The following is a 19,449-nucleotide window of genomic DNA, read 5'->3' on the forward strand; positions in this document are numbered from 1 at the left end:
TTAAAGGTGCTCTTGAAAGAAGCGGGCGGTGCGCTCTTCGAGCCGGATGCGCACCTGCGGGTCGGGAACCATGTGGGTAAGACCGCTCAAGGGGAGGATTTGATGGTCGCGCCCGGCACGGAACAGGGCGTCGGAGAGCTTCAGCGAGTGCAAGAAGAACACGTTGTCGTCGCTGGTGCCATGGACGATGAGCAGGGGCCGCTCCAACTTGGCGGCGTAGGTGAGCAGCGAACTTTGCTCGTAGCCTTGCGGGTTGTCCGCAGGCAGGCCCAGGTAGCGCTCGGTGTAGTGGGTATCGTAGTCGAGCCAATCGACCACCGGCGCGCCGGCCACCGCCGCCTTGAAGATGTCCGGGCGGCGCAGCACGGCGAGGGCAGACATGTAGCCGCCGAAGGACCAGCCGGTGATCCCGACCCGGCTGAGATCCAGCTCGTGAAGGCGCTTGCCCAGGGCCTTCAACGCACTTACCTGATCGTCCAGGGGGATAGCTGCGAAGTTACCGGCGATCGCCCGCTCCCAGTCCCGGCCCCGACCGGGCGTGCCGCGTCCATCGATCGAGACGACGATGAAGCCCTGGTCAGCCAGCCACTGGGGGCGCAGGTAGTTGACCATCGTCGCACTCACCTTCTGGGCACCGGGTCCGCCGTAGACATCGACGATCACCGGATAGCGCCGGGCCGGATCGAAGTTCTGGGGCCGCACCAGGCTGCAATAGAACGTCAACTGCTCCGGGGTGGTGACCTGAACGATTTCGCTATGGGGAATAAAAGGCGATTCGAGGGCGACCGAAGGCAGAGCCCCGATCCGCCTGCCCTCGCGGTCATAGACACTCCAGTTCGTCAGCGTTCGCGGATTGCTCTCACTGCGCACCGAGAGCGAAAAGTCCTTTGCAAAGAGGGCAAGGTGTTGCCCCTGGCCGCTGGTGAGCGCCTCCGGCTTCCCGCCATCCAGCGGGACGCGAGAAATCTGGGTGGTAGTCGGATCCGGACCAAATTGATAGTAGACCTGGCGGGTCCGCTCATCGACTGCCAGAGCGTTCTTTTCGGGAATATAGCCGCTCGTGGCGGGCAGCAGCACCCGCACCAACTGCCCCCGCCGGTCCCGCAATTCCAGTTGCGGGCCGCCCTCGCGCTCGCTGGTCCACAAAAATCCCGAGCCGTCCACAAGCCAGCGCGGCGTCTGCTGATCGAGGTTCAGCCAGGCCGGATCGCTCTCGCTCAGCAGCAATTCGCTCTGGCCAGTGGTTGTGTCCACCGCCAGCACCTGTTCCTGGCGCTGGTGCCGGTCCTGGACGACCAGGGTGAGCGGCCCGCCCTGCTCCCACTTGACGGTGGCCAGATAGGGAAAGCGTGCCCGCTCCCAGCTTACCCAGGTGGTCCGGCCCCCCCCAGCCGGTAGAATTCCAAGCCTGACTGAGACGTTGGCCTTGCCGGGGCGCGGATAGCGCTGGGCATAAATTTCAGCGCCGGGCTTGGCCGGATCGCTCGGATGCCACGCCTCGACGCCGCTGGCGTCCGCCTCCTCGTAGGCGATGAAGCGGCTGTCGGGCGACCACCAGTAGCCTGTAAAGCGGTCCATCTCCTCCTGGGCGACAAATTCGGCCAGGCCGTGGGTCAGTTCGTCGCTGGCCCCTTCGGTGAGTCGCCGCTCTTTGCCCCCCGCCAGATCGAAGGCGTAGAGATCGCCTTCGAGGACGTAGGCCACCTGGGTACCGTCGGGTGAAAAGCGCGGATCGAGCAGGGTGCCGGGGCTGGTGGCGAGCTTCTGGACGCTGCCACGGTTGCGGGTGTAGACGAACAGTTGCCCCGAGAGGCTCACCAGCACCTTGGAACCGTCCTCGCTTAGATCGAAGCTGGTGATGCCGGTGGTGCTCACCCGCATCCGCTCGCGCCGGGCCTTCTCCTCGGGCGAGAGCTGCTCGTCGCTGCTCCCTGAGAGCTTTTCGGGAGAGAGCACCTCGCGGGCCGTGCCGCTCACCGGATCAAATTCGTAGAGGCTCAGCCGGGGCGAGCGCGCCTCGGAGCGCAAAAACAGCACCCCCTGGCCGCCGGGGAGCGGGCGGGCGCGCAGGGGCCGCCCGAGGCTGAAGCCGCGCGTCACCGCGTAGTCGCTCAAAAAATTTGGCGTATTCAAGGTCGAGGCGATCTTTGGTACAGGGGCAGACAAACCGAGGCTGCTCCCGCCCAGCAGGCAGGAGCAGACCAGGACCATCGAGAGTATCGGGCGCATGAGGGAAGTGTAACCAAATTGTCGGCCTTCCCGCTGCGCCCGCTGCCCAAAAACTGCCCTTAGAGCGCCTTGCAGACAAAGACCTCTTCGCTGCCGAAGGTACTGCCGGTGCGGTGGACCACCGGTTTGCCCTCCTGCAACTGCAGGTCTTTGATCGGGGCGACGACGGAGGCCGCCACCAGGCCGACGCACAATTCTGCCGGTTTGCCCACCGCCTGGGGGGGCAGGTTGATGCTCACTCTGGTGCTGTAGCTTTTGCCCGGCGAAAGGAGCGTAAAGCTATAGAGCGGCGGGAAGGTGGGCGAGAGCAGGCCAAGGCCAAATTGTCCGACGCGGATGCGATCGCCCGGCAGGACCGCGATGCGCCCCGGATTGAGGTCGTCCGGCGTCTTGGTGGCGTCGCTGCTCACAGCGTTGATCAGGACCACTTTTTCTTTTGAGCGGTTTACGATCTCGAAGCTGACTTCGAGGCGCTCTTTGGTGGCAGTGTGGTTCTGCACCGTCAGGGCAAATTCGGCGGCGTTCGGCTTGCCGGCAGGGACACCTGTCCCCTCGGCCAGAACGGTAGAAGGATCTTGCATGGTTGACACACTTCCTTGCTGAGTGCGGTTGGCTGATGTCGATGACTGGCAGGCAGCGAGAGCCTGGGCGCAGAGGAGCCCGGCGACGATCGCTGCCGAGCAGAGGGAGGTTTGTGCGATTCTCACAGCAGATAAACTCCGGCGATTACGTCAGAGGACCGGTGTAGTTGGGCCGCTGTTGCCGCCCCAATTCGTCGCTGATGCCCCGCTCGGTCGCGTAGGTCGGGTTGTCGCGCGAGGCCGGGGTGGCCGGGTTGTTGTCGTTGTCGAAGGGCACACCCTGGTTGGGCAGACCGACCGCCTGCCGCTCGTCGTTGTTGGCCGAGCCTGCCGGTTCGTCCGCGCCGGTGTAGGTGCCGGACTGCAGGGTGCCGGAGGTGATGTTCCAACCGTGGGACATCTCGTGGTAGAGCACCTCGAAGGGCGTCTCCTCCTTGCCGCCGATCTCGACGTTGATGTTGGGGTTGTAGCCGATCGTCACATCCTGACCGGCGGCGGGGTTGCCGCTCGCATCGAGGAAGGGATTGTTGCCCACCCCCCGGCCTGCCCAGTCGGCGTAGCCGTTGTCTACGTCGATCTGCCGGAAGGTGACGTTCTGGCCGGTGTTGTCGATGTCGCGCAGAAGCTGCTGGCCGTTCACCGACGAGCGCATCAGATCGAGGTCGTCTTCGACCCGGTCGCGGAAGGCCGCCTGCTCGTCGCCCGAGAGCGCCCGTGCGTCGGGGGTGTCCGGGTTGCCATCGACGTCGGCGTTGGTGTCAAAGGAGATGTTGCTGCCCAGGGTAGAGTCGAACTCCACCGCCACCGTGCGGTTGGTGCCCGCCCCGCCGTCGGTGCGATCGCTGCTGTCGGCGTAGAGCGTATCGTCGCCGCTGCTGCCCACGAGTCGGTCCTTGCCTTCGCCGCCGTTGAGGGTATCGTTGCCTTCGCCCCCCAGAACGGCGTCGTTGCCCCGACCGCCGGAGACAAAATCATCGCCGGTGCCGCCGCTCACGGTGTCGTCGCCTTTGCCGCCTTCGAGATAATCGTTGCCAGCATCGCCGGAGACCAGATCTTTGCCCTGGCCGCCGTAGATCGTGTCGTCGCCGTCGTTGCCGTAGAGTTCGTCGTCGCCTTTGCCGCCATCGATGTAGTCGCGGTCGGCTCCCCCAGAGATCAGATCGTTGCCGTCGCCGCCGATGAGCCGGTCTTTGCCCGCGCCGCCCCGCAGGTAATCGTTGCCCTGGCCGCCGTCGATAAAGTCCTTGCCCGCACCGCCGCTGATGTCGTCGTTGCCCGCACCGCCCTCGATGCGGTCATCGCCCGAGCCGCCGCTGATCCGGTCGTTGCCGTCGCCGCCCACCAGGTGCATGGCGTTGTGCACGCTCGCGTCTACCCGGATCGTGTCATCGCCCTTACCGCCGTCGATCGTGAGGTGATCGGCGTCGGCCCCCAGGTAGTCGTGCCCCCGGCCCCGGCCATCGCGGACGGTGACGCCATCGATGTTGCCGTCGTGGTCGCAGTGGGAGGTGACGTTGAAGGTGTCGTTGCGATCGCCGCCTGCGAGGGTGATGTTGCCCTTCGCGTCGCGGGTCTCGCTAAAAGAAGGCCCAGCTGGTGCCGCGCCCAGGGGAGCGGTGGGGGTCGAAGCGACGGTAGCGTCGTCTGGGGAAGTATCCGGTACAAAAGTCGGCAGGTCCATATCCAGGGCCGGAGCATCCCCATTGAGATCTTGATCGCCGGTGCTGAAGGGCTGATCGATGTCCAGTGCTGGAGCCTCTGCGTTCAGATCCTGATCGCCCGTACTGAAGGGAGCGTCCTCCAGACCAAAGTTGAGGCCGCCCATCTCTTGATCGAAGCTGTCGCCGAACGGATTACCGCCGTCCTGGCCCTGCCAGTCGAAGTCTTGCCCCCCGGCAGCGGGATCCTGTTCATCAAAAGCAGTATATACTAAATTTGGATCATAGTCCGTGCTCTCGGTGTCCAGCAGGCCCAGAGGCAGATCACCCGATTCGGCCCCGGCAGGTTCGCCCTCAGTGCCTTCTTCGCCGCTGTCGCTCTGCTCAGTCTCGGCGTAGGCATCGTCCTCTTCGCCGCCTTCGCCGCCGTAATCTTGTTCGTTGTCGAGCGGAAATTCTTCGTCCATAACTAACTCACCGTTGGGGTAATGTTTTCAAACCGCCTGTTCATCAGGTTCCCCTCTGTAGGCATCCTGGCAGTGGCCTTTAGGGGAGCCAGATCGAAGAAGGTGCTTTGAGGCGCAAGATTCAGTCAAGACACCGCTTGAGCGCTCTCAACCCTACATTAGGGCAGCGCCTGGGGCGCTATGCACGCAACGCACAACAATCTTGACGTTGCCTTTGACCGGGCTTTATACACAGCCGGAGGGGAGCGCTTTTTTGTCGGACGACTGGTTTTTGAGAACGAAGCACGATGCCCCCGGCAGGACTTGAACCTGCGCACAAGGTTTAGGAAACCTCTGCTCTATCCCCTGAGCTACGAGGGCACGTCCTGAGCGATTTTACTGTGTTCTTGCAGCGGTGCGGCAGAGGCAATCTCGACGAATTTCCCGGCGCGCCGGTGCTCTGGTGCTACGATGAGCCTCAATCCTGTCCTGGTGGCTATGGACCTGAAAGACTACATTCGCGATGTTCCCGACTTTCCAGAACCGGGCATTCTCTTTCGCGACATCACGACCCTGCTGGCGGAACCGGGAGCGCTGCGCTACGCGATCGATGCGCTGGCAGACAAAGTAGCGGGTCTGGCCCCCGATTATGTAGCAGGGATCGAATCGCGGGGTTTTATCTTTGGCACCCCCCTGGCTCTCGCCCTCGGCTGCGGCTTTGTGCCGGTGCGCAAGCCGGGTAAGCTACCGGCGGCGGTTTTTCGCGAAGAGTACACCCTCGAATACGGCAAGAACGTCCTTGAGATCCACCAGGATGCTCTGGGGACAGCAAGCCGGGTGCTCGTCGTCGATGATCTGCTTGCCACCGGCGGCACGGCGGCAGCGACAGCCCAACTGATTCACCGGGCAGGCGGCACAGTTGTGGGATTCGGTTTTATCATAGAGTTAACCTTTCTCAATGGGCGTGCAAGGCTGCCGGAGGGTACTCCGGCAGTTGCTCTGGTCTCTTACTAAGTGGGAAGGGGGTGGTGGCAGTATGACCCTGGTAACGGCTGAGCTTGCAGCACTCGAATTGCCGGACTGGCTCAAAGATTGCCTGGAACATCCACACGGTACGCAGGAAGCCAGTACGGCGGGGGGTGAGCCGATCTTGACCAGCGGTGGTCGGACGGTGAGCCTCGATCGCGCTCTGGTGGCCCGCGCCTTTGAATTTGCCTACCGGCTGCACGCCGGTCAGCGCCGCGCCTCCGGTGAGCCCTATATCATCCATCCGGTGCTGGTGGCCGGGATGCTGCGGGAGCTGGGCAGCGACAGCGCGATGGTGGCGGCAGGGTTTTTGCACGACATCATCGAGGACACCGACACCACCCTTGAGGAGTTAGAAAAGCTCTTCGGTGCGCCGGTCAGGCAACTGGTCGAGGGAGTGACCAAACTCTCCAAGTTCACCTTCGACAGCAAAGAAGAGCGCCAGGCCGAAAATTTTCGGCGGATGTTCCTCGCGATGGCCCAGGATATCCGGGTGATCGTCGTCAAGCTCGCCGACCGCCTGCACAACATGCGCACGCTCGACTTTTTGCCCGAGCACAAGCAGCGGCGCATTGCCCGCGAGACGATGGAGATCTTTGCGCCCCTCGCCAACCGCCTCGGTATCTGGCGCTTCAAGTGGGAGCTTGAGGATCTCTCGTTCAAGTACCTCGACCCCGAAGCTTACCGCAACATGCAAAAGCTCGTCTCCCAGAAGCGGGCCGAGCGCGAAGAATTTATCGATGTCGTCGTCAAGACCCTGCGCCGGGAGATCGAACGCCAGCACATCCAGGGCGAGATCACCGGGCGGCCCAAGCACCTCTGGGGCATCTATCAAAAGATGCAGCGCCAGCAAAAAGAATTCCACGAGATCTACGACGTCTCAGCGATCCGGATCATCGTCAGCGAGCAGGAGGAGTGCTACCGGGCGCTGTCGATCGTCCATAACAAGTTCCGCCCGATCCCTGGGCGCTTCAAGGACTACATCGGCCTGCCCAAGCCCAACCGCTACCAGTCGCTGCACACCGCCGTCGTCGGTCCGGAGGGCAAGCCGCTGGAGGTGCAGATTCGGACCCTCGACATGCACCGCACCGCCGAGTACGGCATCGCCGCCCACTGGAAATATAAAGAAGCGGGCTCGGTCGCTGTGAGCAGCCAGGAAGAAAAGTTTACCTGGCTCAGGCAGCTACTGGACTGGCAGAACGACCTCAAAGACGGCGGCGAGTACCTCGAAACCCTCAGAGAAGACCTTTTTTACTCCGAGGTCTACGTCTTCACGCCAAAGGGCGACGTGGTCGAGCTGCCGCGTGGAGCGACGCCAGTCGATTTTGCCTACCGCATCCACACCGAAGTCGGCAACCGCTGCGTCGGAGCGAAAGTCAACGACCGAATGGTGCCCCTCGACTCGCAGCTTAAAAACGGCGACATCGTCGAGATCCTCACCTCCAAAAGCTCGCACCCGAGCCTCGACTGGATCAACTTTGTCGTCACCAGTTCCGCCAAAAACCGCATCCGCCAGTGGTTCAAGCGCGCCCACCGCGATCAAAATATCGACCAGGGCCGCGAGATGCTCGCCCGTGAACTGGGCAAGAGCAACCTCGAAAATCTCCTCAGATCCGACCGGGTGCTCAAGATCGCCCAGCGCCTCAACTACAGCAGCGTCGAGGACATGCTCGCCGCTCTGGGCTACGGGGAGGTGACGCTGGCGAGCGTCCTCAACAAACTGCCAGAAAATACGCCGAGCGCAGCCGAGGCGATCGAGCTGCCGCAGCAAAAGACCGCCGGTGTGCCCGCCCCGAGCGACAAGCCGATTTTGGGCATCGAAGGGATGCCCTACCACCTGGCCAGGTGCTGCAATCCGCTGCCAGGAGAACCGATTATCGGCGTCGTCACCCGCGTCAACCGCTCGATCACCATCCACCACCACGGCTGCCCGAACGCCACCAAAGTCGATCCCGACCAGCTCATTCCCGTCGCCTGGAACCGCAGCTACTCCCAGCCGGGCCGTCCCCACACCTACCCGGTCGAAATCCAGGTAGAGGTGATCGACCGGATCGGGATGCTCAAAGACCTGCTCGATCGCCTCGCCAGCGAGCGGATCAACGTCCGCGACGCACGGGTGAGCACCTATCCCAACTCGACAGCGATCGTCGATCTTAAAATCGACATCACCGGCAAGCAGCAACTCGATCAGGTCACCGCTCAGATGGGCAAAATGGCCGACGTCCTCACGGTGCGGTGTCGCCACCGCCACCGCGAGTAAAAGTTCAACCGATCGCCGCCGCTTCTGAGTGCAGGGCTGCCTCGTCCTGTTCGCCGGTGCGGATGCGCACCACCCGGCTCACCGGCGAGACAAAGATCTTGCCGTCGCCGATCGTGCCGGTTCTGGCCGTGCGCACGATCACATCGACCACCAGCGCCGTCATGTCGCTCGCAACCACCGTCTCGATCTTTACTTTGTCTACAAAAGTCGCCGTATAGCGCGTGCCGCGATAGCTCATCGTGCTGCCTTTCTGGTGGCCGAAACCGGCCACCCGCGTCACCGTCATGCCGCTCACTCCCAGCTCGACGAGGGCCGATTTCACCGCCTCCAACCGTCCAGGCTGAATAATCGCTTCGATTTTTTCCATTTTTGTAGCCTTTGTTACTAGAACCTCAGCATAGGACGGCTCGCCGGTTTCTTGTAGTCTTTGTTACCAAAAGTCACTCCACCGGGGGCGAGCAGACTGGACAAAAAATGAGCAGATTTTGGTCTGGCACTTCCGCCGGTGCGGGAGGAGGCTGCTGTTGGAGACGACAACAGTAGCTGGGAGATGGTGATGGATATCTGGACATCGAAAAGACGGCTGGTAGTAGGCTTTCTGGTTCTGGGCGGAGTGGGTGTGGGGCTGGCCGCTGCCCAGGTAAACGCCTCCAGCCACCGCGAGGCACCCTTCATCACCACCCAGCCGAAACTGGACGGCACCGATTTTTATCTGTTCAACAGCTACGAGACGGGCCGTTCGGGCTTTGTGACGCTGATCGCCAACTACCTGCCCCTGCAAGATCCCTACGGTGGCCCGAACTACTTCCAGCTCGACCCGCAGGCGACCTACAGCATCCACATCGACAACAACGGCGATGCGAAGGCAGACATTTCTTTTAATTTCAAGTTCACCAACACCAACCAGAACCTTTCTTTGCCGATTGGCAGGCGGACCGTAGCTGTCCCCTTCATCAACGTCGGGCCGATCACGACCGCCGATCAGTCTGCCCTCAACGTCGTCGAGACCTACAAACTCAACGTCGTGCGCAGCGGCATCAGCCAGCCGGTGCGCAACGCCGCCGACGGCTCGACCACCTTCACCAAACCCGCCGACTACATCGGCACCAAGTCCTTCCCGGACTATCCGAGCTACGCAGCAAACTATATCTACAACATCAACATACCCGGTTGTGGGACGGCAGGCAGGCTGTTCGTCGGCCAGCGCAAGGATCCCTTCGTCGTCAACCTGGGCGAGGTCTTCGATCTGGTCAACGTCAGCAATCCACTGGGGGCAACGAACGCCGAGGCGGACGATCTGGCGGACAAGAACATCACCTCCCTCATCCTGGAGGTGCCCACCAGTTGCCTCGCCTCCGCCAGCAGCCCGATTATCGGCGGTTGGACCACCTCCAGCAACGCCCGAGGGCAGCAGTCGCGGCTGGCGAATCCGCTGGTGAACGAACTGGTGGTCGGTCTCAAGGACAAGGACACCTTCAACAGCAGCCAGCCCGTCCAGGATGCCCAGTTTTTGCCCTACGTCACCCACCCGACCCTACCGGCAGTGCTGCAGTTGCTCTTCGGCAGCGCCGGTGTCCAGGCACCGACGCTCCTGCCGCGCACCGACCTGGTTCAGGTGTTTCTCACCGGCGTTCCTGGCCTCAACCGGCCCCCCAGAGTCGCCCCCGCCGAGCTGATGCGCCTCAATACGAGCATCGCGGCTGTCCCGGCCTCCCAGCAGAACAACCTCGGGGTAATCGGCGGCGACAATGCCGGTTACCCGAACGGGCGGCGTCCGGGGGACGATGTCGTCGATATCTCGCTGCGGGTGGCGATGGGCAAGTTGCTGCCCGCCGACAAAGCTCCCTCCGGCCAGTTGCCCTTTACCGACGGTGCCTTCGTCGATGCGAGCTTCTTTGACCAGAGCTTCCCGTATCTGAAGACACCCATCCCCGGTTCTCCCAACAACACCCCCTGAGCCGATGCGTCCTCTGTTTGCCGGTGTGGTCTGGTGGTTCATCGGCCTGGTCTGGGCCGGGGCTGTCCAGGCTACACCTTATTTGCCTGCAAGCGACAATCAGGTGCTCGAACGGCTGCGCACCCGGCCCGCCGATCCGGCAGCGCGCGAACTGAGGGCACTGCGCAATCGACTGGCCCAAAAGCCCCGCGATCTGCAACTGGCTACAGGTCTGGCGAAGCGCTACATCGAGCAGGGCCGCCTCGAAGCGGACCCGCGCTACAACGGCTACGCCCAGGCGGCCCTCGCCCCCTGGTGGAACGCTCCCCATCCCCAGCCGCCGGTGCTTGTTCTGCGCGCCACCCTCCGCCAGAGCAACCACGACTTTGACGGTGCCGTGGCCGATCTGGAACAGGCCCGGAAAGTTGCCCCCGCCGATCCCCAGGTCTGGGTGACGCTGGCGCTGGTGCGGCAGGTGCGCGGCGAATATGCCGAGGCCAAGCGCGATTGCCTGCCGCTGCTGCACCTTTCGACGGAACTGGTCGCCATTACCTGCCTGGGTAGCGTGGCGAGCCTGAACGGCCAGGCCGCCGAAAGTTTTGCCCTGCTGGAGCGGGTGCTCGCCAGAAGCAGCACCGCCAGCGCGGCTGAAAAACTCTGGGCCCAGACGGTGCTGGCAGAAATGGCCGTGCGGCTCCGCCACCCTGGGCTGGCCGCGCCGCTTTTTAAGCGCGCCCTTGCCACTGGGCCCGACAGCTACCTGCTCGCTGCCTACGCAGATTTTCTGCTCGACGAGAATCGCCCCCAGGAGGCGATCGCTCTGCTTAAAGACCACACGCGGGTCGATGCGCTGCTGTTGCGCCTGGCGATTGCCGAGGCGGCGGTGGGGGCACCGGAGGCGGCCAACCACCGCCAGGCGCTCGCTGCCCGCTTCGCCGCTGCCCGCCTGCGGGGGGATACCGTTCACCGACGGGAGGAGGCCCGTTTTGCCCTGGAACTGGAGCGCCAGCCCGCCCAGGCTCTCGCCCTCGCCCTGGCTAACTGGCAGGTGCAGCGCGAACCGGCGGATGCCCGCGTATTGCTCGCTGCTGCCCTCGCCGCCCAGGACCGCGAAGCCGCCCGGCCTGTACAGGCGTGGCTGCGCCGCAACCACCTGGAAGATGCGCGCCTTGCGGCACTCGATAGACAACTGGGCCGCTGAGGAGGTCGCCAGCGTGAAAAGGTTCGTACTGCTTTTTCTTTGGGCCATTGCTCTGGTGGGGATTGTTCCGGCCCTGCCCGCCACCGCCCACAAGCCCAGCGACAGCTATCTGAGTATGAATATCGAGCGGGCGCACATCGGCGGGCAGTGGGACATCGCCCTGCGGGACCTCGACTATGGGATCGGGCTCGATGACAACGACGACGGAGCAATCACCTGGGGTGAACTGCGCGCTCGGCGCAGGGCGATCGAAGCCTATGCGCTTTCTCGACTGCAGGTGCGCGCCGATGGGAAAGCGTGTCCGCTCCAGCCTGTGAACCTCCTGGTAGATAACCACACCGACGGCACCTACGCGGTGCTGCGCTTCGCAGGCAACTGCCCCAGACCGGTCACGGCGGTCGAATTAAAGTATCAGCTCTTTTTTGACCTCGATCCCCAGCACCGGGGATTACTGAACCTGCGGACCGGCGGCCAGACCCAGACAGCGATCTTCAGCCCTGCCCAGGCCAGCCAGCGGCTCACCCTCACCTCTCACCCAATCGCCCAATTTCTCGATTTCGTCCGCGAGGGCGTCTGGCACATCTGGCTGGGCTACGACCACATTCTCTTTTTGCTGACGCTTTTGTTGCCGGCGGTGCTCACCCGCAAGGGCGGGCACTGGCAGGGAGCCAGTAGCCTGCGCCAGATCTTTGCAAACGTTCTGAAAGTCGTCACCGCCTTTACCCTCGCCCACTCGCTCACCCTCAGCCTCGCCACCCTAGGAGTGGTGCAACTGCCGTCCCGGCTGGTCGAATCGGCGATCGCCATCTCGGTCGTCTTCGCTGCCCTCAACAACCTCTATCCACTTGTGCAGCGCCGCCGCTGGCTGATTGCCTTTTGTTTTGGCCTGATTCACGGCTTTGGCTTTGCAGGCGTGCTGGCGGATCTGGGCCTGCCCAGAGCAGCGCTGCTGCTCGCTCTGGTCGGTTTTAACCTCGGAGTGGAAGCCGGGCAGATGGCGATCGTCGCTGCGTTCTTGCCGGTCGCTTTTGTGCTGCGCGATTCCTGGCTTTACCGCCGCCTCACCTTCGCCGGTGGTTCCGCCTTGATCGCGGCGATCGCCTGTATCTGGTTTGCAGAAAGACTGTTTGACTTTAAGGTGCTCGCTTTTTAGGGCGGAGCCTGTGACCTATTGCCGAGGGTCACAGAACGGTGAGGGGCCGAAAGCTTAGCAGCCCCGACCGGCAGCCGACTCTGCAGCCAGGTGGTGAATCTTTGCCGCCAGCCGGACGGAGCTACTGGGGCCTTCTCAGGGACGCGGCAGGCAGTGAGCGACTCGCACTCGGGACAGCGAATATCGGCTCCAGAACAGTCGAGGGGGCCAGGAAAGCGCGGCAGGTATTTGCCCACCGGATAGCAGACGATTGCGTTATGAAAGCGCAGGCGGATGCCGCAGCAGGGACAGGGGCCAAGGTGGCGATCCTGACAGGTCTGAACTTCGCGCACAAAGTAAGCCATGAGTGTTCGCTAAATAAACAGCTGAGAAGCGGAGGAGAGATAAACTTCCTCCGCTTCCGGATAACGAGCGGCAGTCTACTCCTGCTGCTGTTGCTGCTGGGCAATCGCCACCGTGCCGTCCGGGGCGGGGCGCACCGGGGCGGGCAGGCCGCCGCTGAAGGAGGCTTCCGGATCCGGGTAGCCCCAGATGCCCATCTCAGGCACATCCAGACCTGCCAGTTCGACATCCGGAGAGACTCTGAGGCCCACCACCGCATCGACGATCTTGAAGAAGATAAACGATGCGACGCCAACGACTACCGCGATCGTGATCGCGTCGATGAACTGGGCGACGAGCTGACCGCCGTCACCGGCAAGTACCCCCTTGACACGGCCCTTGACGCCGTTCCAGCCTTCGCCGTAGGTGCCGTCGGCAAAGATGCCCAGAGCGATCAGCCCCCAGGCACCGTTGGCAAAGTGGACAGCGATCGCACCGACCGGATCATCGATCTTGAGCTTGCGCTCGATAAATAGACCGGCCACGCAGACCCAGCCGCCGGCTAAGACACCGATGATCGCCGCCTGGGTGGGGTTGACGAAGGCGCAGGGGGCGGTGATCGCCACCAGGCCCGCCAGGATGCCGTTTACCGAGTAACCGGGATCGGGTTTGCCCTCGAAGATCCACATGTAGAACATCGCCGCCACACCGCCGAAGCCGCCCGCGATCATCGTGGTCACCGCCACATCGGAGATGCGCAGGTCGGTGGCTGAGAGGGTCGAACCGGGGTTGAAACCGAACCAGCCAAAGTACAGGATGATCGTACCGAGGATAGCCAGGGGCATGTTGTGGCCAGGGATGGCGCGCACTTCGCCGTTCGGTCCGTACTTGCCGATGCGCGGTCCGATGGCAATTGCACCGGCGAGGGCGACCGCACCGCCGATCTCATGGACGACGCCGGAACCGGCAAAATCGACCGCGCCGTGGCCGAGGCCAAATTTGACCCCCATGTCCGCGAGCCAGCCACCGCCCCAGACCCAGTTGCCGACCAGCGGATAGATGAACATACTCACCCAGAGGCCCATCAACAAGAAGCCTTTCCAGGTGATCCGCTCGGAAGTCGAGCCGGTCGGGATCGTGGCGGCGGTGTCCATAAAGACCATCTGGAACAAAAACAGCGCCAGAATCGAGACATCGTAGAAGTCGCCGCTCAGAAAGAAGCCCTTGGTGCCGATGATGTCGAAGCCCCCGATCGACAGTTCACCCGAGGCCCACGACAGCGCCGAAGTGTCCCCCAGCGTCGGCGTCGAACCGAAGCCGCCGAACATGAAGGCGAAACCACAGATGTACCAGCCGACCACGCCGACGCAGAAGACCATCATGTTCATCGTCATCGTGTGAGCGGCGTTCTTGGCGCGGCAGAAGCCCGTCTCCACCAGGGCAAAACCGGCCTGCATGAAGAAGACCAGAAAACCCGTCACCAGCGTCCAGGTCATGTTGATCCCGGCGCGCTCGTTGACGTGCAGCTTATAAAGTTCACTGAAGGCGTTTTTAACTGCCGGATCTTTGACATCCTTGAGGGTGTCGTCGATCTTGAGCGGGTTGGCGACACCGTTGGCGAAGGCGCTCGTCTCTCCGGTCGGATCGCCGGTTGGGGCTGCCGCCGGAGCCGGTGCCTGGGCAAAAGCCTCCTGCACCGAAGTGATCGTGCCTGCGCCTAAAAGCAGGAGCAAGGCAAACAGAAACCCGAGTAGTGGGTTCCCCTGACATCGTTTTTTTGGATTCATAAGTTTCAGTCCCCTCCCTCACTTGGGAAGCCCGGTATCCACTTGATTTTTGCCACCGAATCCTTGCGCTTTCCCCAGGCGCGAAACAGTAGCTGTCCACTCACTATTCGATGGGCGTCGCCTGTTGCGATGGACTGGTTTTTGGGTACCCTCGGGGCGGGTAAAAAAAGCCCGCAGGGCAGCCCCAAAATCCAGGTTCGACCAGTCAAAGCGCGCATCTTCTTTTAGCACCTCCCGGCTGACGCGCCAGAGCCTCGGCACGTTGCGCCCGCAGACATAGACCAGCAGCAACCCCGGCAGAAACATCGGGGCCGATAGCCCCAGAATATGCAGCCGCGCTTTGCTGATAATGCCTTCGATCAGCCAGAGCAAACCCACACCACCACTCAGGACAATCAGCAGCCCAAGTGCAAAAACGATCAGTACGCGCTGAGTTCGTGATAGTTGCAACTGGACACTCCAAACGCAGCAGGGCAAGATGCTAACGCCACCGTTGCCTGCGGATCATGCCCAAGTAAAACAACCAGCCCAAAGAGCGAGTGTATAAAGCACTACATTCAGGCCCAAGATTGCAGCAAATTGTACGGAAGCTCACAAAAAATTGGGCGCGGGCCCCGTGGACCGCGCCCGAGCGATGAACCGTTTGGCTTAGACCTGGCGGCCCCGGAACCACCAGATGGCGATCACCGCCGGACCAGCCAGCATGATCACTACGAGCAGAGCGAGGCTGATAAGCGTGTTCATGAACGACCTCCGGACCAACCAACTGCGAAAGATGACCTTATTTTAAGCGGGATCAGCGACGCCGAATCGGCTTTTCTTCTCTACTACCATAGGAATTGCAGGCTTACATCAGAGAACGTGCGTGCTTACCGTCGATCCGATCGAATCTGAGACCCAGCGCATAGGCCGCTCGCTGCTTTCGGCCACCCAGCAGAGCCGTTTTTCTTTTTTCGACCGTTCCTTCTGGGATGAAAAGCTCCTGGAGTGGGCGATGGCCGACGACGAGTTGCGCGTGCAGCTGTTTCGCTTTATCGACTGTCTGCCGGCGCTGCACACCAGCCGCGAGGTGGCCGCCCACCTGCAGGAGTACCTCGGGGCGGTCAAGCTGCCGGGGCCCCTCGCCAAGGCCCTCGATTTTGCCGAGCCCGATTCGCCGATGGCCGCCGCTGCTACCCTCGGCCTGCGCCAGGGCATCGGCCAGATGGCCCGCCGCTTTATCGCGGGCGACAACCTCAAAAGCGCCGTCAAGACGATCGAGCGCTTGCGCTCGCAGAACATGGCCGTCTCGATCGATCTATTGGGCGAGGCGGTGGTCTCGGAGGCAGAAGCAGAAATTTACCAGCAGCGCTATCTGGAACTGTTGAGCGATATGCACGCCGCCCAGGCGCGCTGGCCCCTTATCGATCAGATCGACCGGGCGGAGGGCGAAACCCTGCCCCGCATCCACTGTGCCCTCAAGCTCACCTCGCTCTACAGCCAGTTCGACGCCATCGACCCAGTAACGACCAGCCGCAACGTCAAGGCCCGCCTGCGGCCCATCCTGCTCAAAGCCCGTGAGCTGGGGGCTTTTGTCCATATCGACATGGAGCAGTCCCAGCACAAGGATCTGATCCTGGCGATCTTCAAAGAGATCTTGCTCGAACCTGAGCTGCGCGACTGGACCGACACCGGCATCTGTTTGCAGGCGTACCTGCGCTCCGCCGACCGCGACGCGGCGGAGGTGATCGACTGGGCCCAGGAGCGCCGCTTTCCAGTAACGGTGCGGCTGGTCAAAGGCGCTTACTGGGACGCCGAGGTGATCCGCTCCGCCCAGCAGCGCTGGCCCCTGCCGGTCTTTACCCACAAGGCGGACACCGACGCCCAGTACGAGAGGGTGCTGCGCACGCTCATCGAGAACCACCGGATCGTGCATACGGCGGTGGGCAGCCACAACGCCCGCACCGTGGCCCTCGCCATTGCCCTTTCGCGCAGCCTGCGGGTGCCGCGCCGCGCCTTCGAGGTCCAGATGCTCTACGGCATGGCCGACGCCCTCAAAGTCGGTGTCGTCCAGCAGGGCGAGCGTCTCAGGGTCTACGCGCCCTACGGCGAGCTGTTGCCGGGGATGGCCTACCTGATTCGGCGGCTCCTCGAAAATACCGCCAACACGTCTTTTTTGCGCCAGAGCGTGCGTCCCGACAGCGACACATCCCGGTTGCTCGCCGCTCCCAGTGCGAGCGGTGAGGCAGCCCCCAGCCTGACCAGCGGTCCCTTTCAAAACGTCCCGGACCGCGACTTTACGATCGGCTCCGAGCGCGAGAAGCTCAGTACCGCCCTCGCCCAGGTGCGATCCCAGTTCGGTCAGACCTTCTGGCCGGTGGTGGGCGGCCAGGCGCGAACAGGGGTGCCCACCGCTCCCAGCACCGATCCGGCGGCACCGGGGACGATCCTCGCTCTGGTCGGCCACGCCGGGGTGGATCTGGCCGAAGCGGCCGTTCAGGCGGCTGAGGCGGCCTTCAAAAGCTGGTATAAGACCAGTGCTGCAGGGCGGGCGGCTCTTTTGGAGCGGGTGGCTGAGCTGATGGCAGCGCAGCGCTCCACCCTCACCGCCTGGATCGTCTATGAGACGGGTAAAGCCTGGCGCGAGGCGGACGCCGATGTCTCCGAGGCGATCGACTTTTGCCGCTACTACGGCGAGCAGATGTTGCGGCTGGAAGCGACAGCCCAGCGCCGCGACCTGCCGGGAGAGACGAATGCCTACTACTACCGGGGCCGGGGGGTGGCCGTCGTCATCGCGCCCTGGAACTTTCCCCTCGCTATTCTCACCGGCATGACCGCCGCTGCCCTCGTTACCGGCAATGCGGTGATCATGAAACCCGCCGAGCAATCCTCGATCATCGCTGCCCAGCTGATGCGCCTCTTCGAGCAGGCCGGTTTTCCAGCGGGGGTGGTCAACTATCTGCCCGGCAAGGGTTCAACCATCGGCGCTTATCTGGTGCAGCACCCGAGAGTCCATCTCATCGCCTTTACCGGTTCGCTCGAAGTCGGCCAGCGCATCCTTACTGAGGCGAGCATCGTCCGCCCTGGCCAGCGGCACCTCAAGCGGGTGATTGCCGAGCTGGGCGGCAAAAACGCGATTATTATCGACAGCGACGCCGACCTCGATCAGGCGGTGCTGGGGGTCGTGCAGTCGGCTTTTGGCTACAGCGGCCAGAAGTGCTCCGCCTGTTCGCGGCTCATCGTGATCGAGAGCATCCACGACGCTTTTATCGAGCGGCTGGTGGAGGCCACCCGTTCGCTGCGCATCGGCCACCCCAAAGAACCTGGCAATTATACCGGCCCTGTGATTGGCCGCGACGCCTACGAGCGGATCAACGCCACAATCGAGGCGGCAGCGCGGCAGCACCGCCTGGTCTACCGGGGGGATGTCTCAGAGCTTCAAGACGGATACTTTATCGGGCCGACGATCTTCGCCGACGTCGAGCCGGAGGCGGCCCTCGCCCAGGAAGAGATCTTTGGGCCGGTACTCGCCGTGATCAAGGCGCGCAACTTCGATCGCGCCCTTGAGATTGCCAACGGCACAAATTTTGCGCTGACGGGCGGCCTGTTCTCCCGCAGCCCCCGGCATATCGTCGAGGCACAACAGCGCTTCGAGTGCGGCAACCTCTATATCAACCGCAAGATCACAGCGGCCCTGGTGGACCGACAACCCTTCGGCGGCTTCCGGCTTTCGGGCATCGGCTCTAAAGCCGGTGGTCCCGATTATCTGCTGCAGTTTCTTGAACCGGTGACGGTGAGCGAAAACATTCAGCGCCAGGGCTTTGCTCCGCTGCCTGGAGAGCTGGAGACCTGACTCCCCGGCTTCTTCTTAAGATCAGCCTAGATCGTTCTGCAGGGCTCCGCCGCAGCTGGAACCGGCCCCAGCCGTGCAACCGTAGCAGTGATCGCCGGTGGCGATGGTTCTATCTATCAACTGCTCGGCGCTGTAATCCCAGAGCTTGCGGCCCTCCGTGTCAGGAATGGAAAGATCGAGCATCTGGTTGAAGTCACAGTCGTAGAGGTTGCCCAGCCAATCGACGCTCACCAGTGAGCGGCACATCAGCTGATCGAGGGTGACCGGGTTGTAGTTTGCGACCAGAAGATTCTGGTAGTTCTCCAGTTGATTACTGAGTTCTAGATAGTGCCGGAAGCGGCGGATCGGCATGTTCGTGATCGTAAAAAGCTGATTGAAGACGATGCCAAAGTGCAGCGCCAGTTCGCGCCGGTAATCGGCTTCGAGTCTGGCCTGCGGCGGCGGCAGATGGGCCCCGACCGGGTTGTAGACGAGATTGAGCACCAGGCCGCTTTCAGGCTGACCGTAACCCAGGGCGTTGAGGTGCTGTAGAGCGCGGATGCTGCCGTCGAAGACGCCGTTGCCGCGCTGCTTATCGACGTTGGCAGGCGAGTAGCAGGGCAGCGAAGCGACCACTTCTACCCGATGGGCTGCCAGAAATTCACCCAGATCCGCCTGGTCCGGTTCCCAGAGCACCGTCAGGTTGCAGCGGTCCATCACCTTCATCCCGAGGCGGCGCGCCCCGCTTACCAGGGGCCGAAAGCAAGCATTTAACTCCGGCGCACCCCCGGTCAGATCCAGCGTCGGGACCGGATTGGCCACGAGCCAATCGAGAATTCGCTGGGCGGTGGCTGCTTCCATCTGTTCCGTTCGCCGGGGTCCGGCCTCGACGTGGCAGTGGCTGCAGGCCAGGTTGCAGTAGCGCCCAAGGTTGAGCTGCAATGTCTCCAGTCGCTTGCGGGTGAGGGACCGCCCGGCGCACGCCGCAAAAGAAAGAACTTTACCGGGAGTGAGTGTGTCAGCCATGCCTTCCAGTGTGC

The 19,449-nt window shown here is 62.7% G+C and carries 15 protein-coding genes and 1 tRNA gene; 6 read left to right on the forward strand and 10 right to left on the reverse strand.

The window, feature by feature from the left end:
* The 4 genes from GKIL_RS02765 to GKIL_RS02780 form a co-directional block, all read right to left on the reverse strand.
* Positions 1 to 2,211 carry a S9 family peptidase gene (locus tag GKIL_RS02765; protein WP_023171857.1) on the reverse strand — a complete coding sequence of 737 codons (2,211 nt, stop codon included), beginning with the start codon at positions 2,209 to 2,211 and terminating at the stop codon, positions 1 to 3.
* A gap of 77 nt (positions 2,212 to 2,288) precedes the next feature.
* Positions 2,289 to 2,810, reverse strand: coding sequence for a hypothetical protein (locus tag GKIL_RS02770; protein WP_023171858.1), 522 nt, complete (start codon positions 2,808 to 2,810; stop codon positions 2,289 to 2,291).
* Positions 2,811 to 2,955: 145 nt separating this feature from the next.
* Entirely contained in the window at positions 2,956 to 4,935 is a 1,980-nt protein-coding gene (locus GKIL_RS22200; protein WP_023171859.1) for a M91 family zinc metallopeptidase, read from the reverse strand.
* 288 nt (positions 4,936 to 5,223) lie between these two features.
* A tRNA-Arg gene (locus tag GKIL_RS02780) sits at positions 5,224 to 5,295 on the reverse strand.
* A 117-nt stretch (positions 5,296 to 5,412) separates the two neighbouring features.
* On the opposite strand from GKIL_RS02780, the gene GKIL_RS02785 reads away from it, so the two are divergent.
* A complete protein-coding gene (locus GKIL_RS02785; RefSeq protein ID WP_041244275.1) occupies positions 5,413 to 5,928 on the forward strand; it encodes an adenine phosphoribosyltransferase in 516 nt (171 codons plus the stop codon).
* 22 nt (positions 5,929 to 5,950) lie between these two features.
* Positions 5,951 to 8,200, forward strand: a complete 2,250-nt coding sequence (locus GKIL_RS02790) for a RelA/SpoT family protein (protein ID WP_023171861.1) — start codon at positions 5,951 to 5,953, stop codon at positions 8,198 to 8,200.
* Between the two features lie 4 nt (positions 8,201 to 8,204).
* Here GKIL_RS02790 and GKIL_RS02795 read toward each other — a convergent pair whose 3' ends face one another.
* Positions 8,205 to 8,567 carry a P-II family nitrogen regulator gene (locus GKIL_RS02795; RefSeq protein WP_023171862.1) on the reverse strand — a complete coding sequence of 121 codons (363 nt, stop codon included), beginning with the start codon at positions 8,565 to 8,567 and terminating at the stop codon, positions 8,205 to 8,207.
* 189 nt (positions 8,568 to 8,756) lie between these two features.
* On the opposite strand from GKIL_RS02795, the gene GKIL_RS02800 reads away from it, so the two are divergent.
* From GKIL_RS02800 to GKIL_RS02810, 3 genes are read left to right on the forward strand one after another with little or no spacing between them, the layout of a single operon-like run.
* On the forward strand, positions 8,757 to 10,157 hold the full coding sequence (locus GKIL_RS02800) for a DUF4331 domain-containing protein (protein ID WP_023171863.1): 1,401 nt from the start codon (positions 8,757 to 8,759) through the stop codon (positions 10,155 to 10,157).
* Positions 10,158 to 10,161: 4 nt separating this feature from the next.
* Positions 10,162 to 11,337 carry a tetratricopeptide repeat protein gene (locus tag GKIL_RS02805; RefSeq protein ID WP_023171865.1) on the forward strand — a complete coding sequence of 392 codons (1,176 nt, stop codon included), beginning with the start codon at positions 10,162 to 10,164 and terminating at the stop codon, positions 11,335 to 11,337.
* 13 nt (positions 11,338 to 11,350) lie between these two features.
* Entirely contained in the window at positions 11,351 to 12,490 is a 1,140-nt protein-coding gene (locus tag GKIL_RS02810; RefSeq protein WP_041244277.1) for a HupE/UreJ family protein, read from the forward strand.
* On the opposite strand, the gene GKIL_RS24470 is transcribed toward GKIL_RS02810, so the two are convergent.
* From GKIL_RS24470 to psb30, 4 genes are all read right to left on the reverse strand, one after another.
* The gene (locus tag GKIL_RS24470) at positions 12,487 to 12,834 is read right to left on the reverse strand and encodes a hypothetical protein (protein ID WP_023171867.1); all 348 of its coding nucleotides are present in this window, start codon (positions 12,832 to 12,834) and stop codon (positions 12,487 to 12,489) included. The two genes, GKIL_RS02810 and GKIL_RS24470, sit on opposite strands and share 4 nt — an antisense overlap.
* Before the next feature lie 75 nt (positions 12,835 to 12,909).
* Positions 12,910 to 14,598, reverse strand: a complete 1,689-nt coding sequence (locus tag GKIL_RS02815; protein ID WP_023171868.1) for an ammonium transporter — start codon at positions 14,596 to 14,598, stop codon at positions 12,910 to 12,912.
* A gap of 18 nt (positions 14,599 to 14,616) precedes the next feature.
* Positions 14,617 to 14,970: a hypothetical protein gene (locus GKIL_RS02820; protein ID WP_144080302.1), complete on the reverse strand. Its 354-nt coding sequence runs from the start codon at positions 14,968 to 14,970 to the stop codon at positions 14,617 to 14,619.
* 276 nt (positions 14,971 to 15,246) lie between these two features.
* Positions 15,247 to 15,342 (reverse strand): photosystem II reaction center protein Ycf12/Psb30, encoded by a 96-nt coding sequence (psb30, locus tag GKIL_RS23245; RefSeq protein ID WP_023171870.1) that lies wholly within the window; start codon positions 15,340 to 15,342, stop codon positions 15,247 to 15,249.
* Positions 15,343 to 15,463: 121 nt separating this feature from the next.
* Between psb30 and pruA the strand changes: the two genes are divergently transcribed.
* Positions 15,464 to 18,430: an L-glutamate gamma-semialdehyde dehydrogenase gene (gene pruA / locus GKIL_RS02825; RefSeq protein ID WP_023171871.1), complete on the forward strand. Its 2,967-nt coding sequence runs from the start codon at positions 15,464 to 15,466 to the stop codon at positions 18,428 to 18,430.
* Between the two features lie 21 nt (positions 18,431 to 18,451).
* Here pruA and arsS read toward each other — a convergent pair whose 3' ends face one another.
* A complete protein-coding gene (arsS, locus tag GKIL_RS02830; RefSeq protein ID WP_041243677.1) occupies positions 18,452 to 19,435 on the reverse strand; it encodes an arsenosugar biosynthesis radical SAM (seleno)protein ArsS in 984 nt (327 codons plus the stop codon).
* Positions 19,436 to 19,449 lie beyond the last annotated feature (14 nt).

Source organism: Gloeobacter kilaueensis JS1 (genome assembly GCF_000484535.1).
In the GTDB taxonomy this organism is placed as follows: Bacteria; Cyanobacteriota; Cyanobacteriia; order Gloeobacterales; family Gloeobacteraceae; genus Gloeobacter; species Gloeobacter kilaueensis.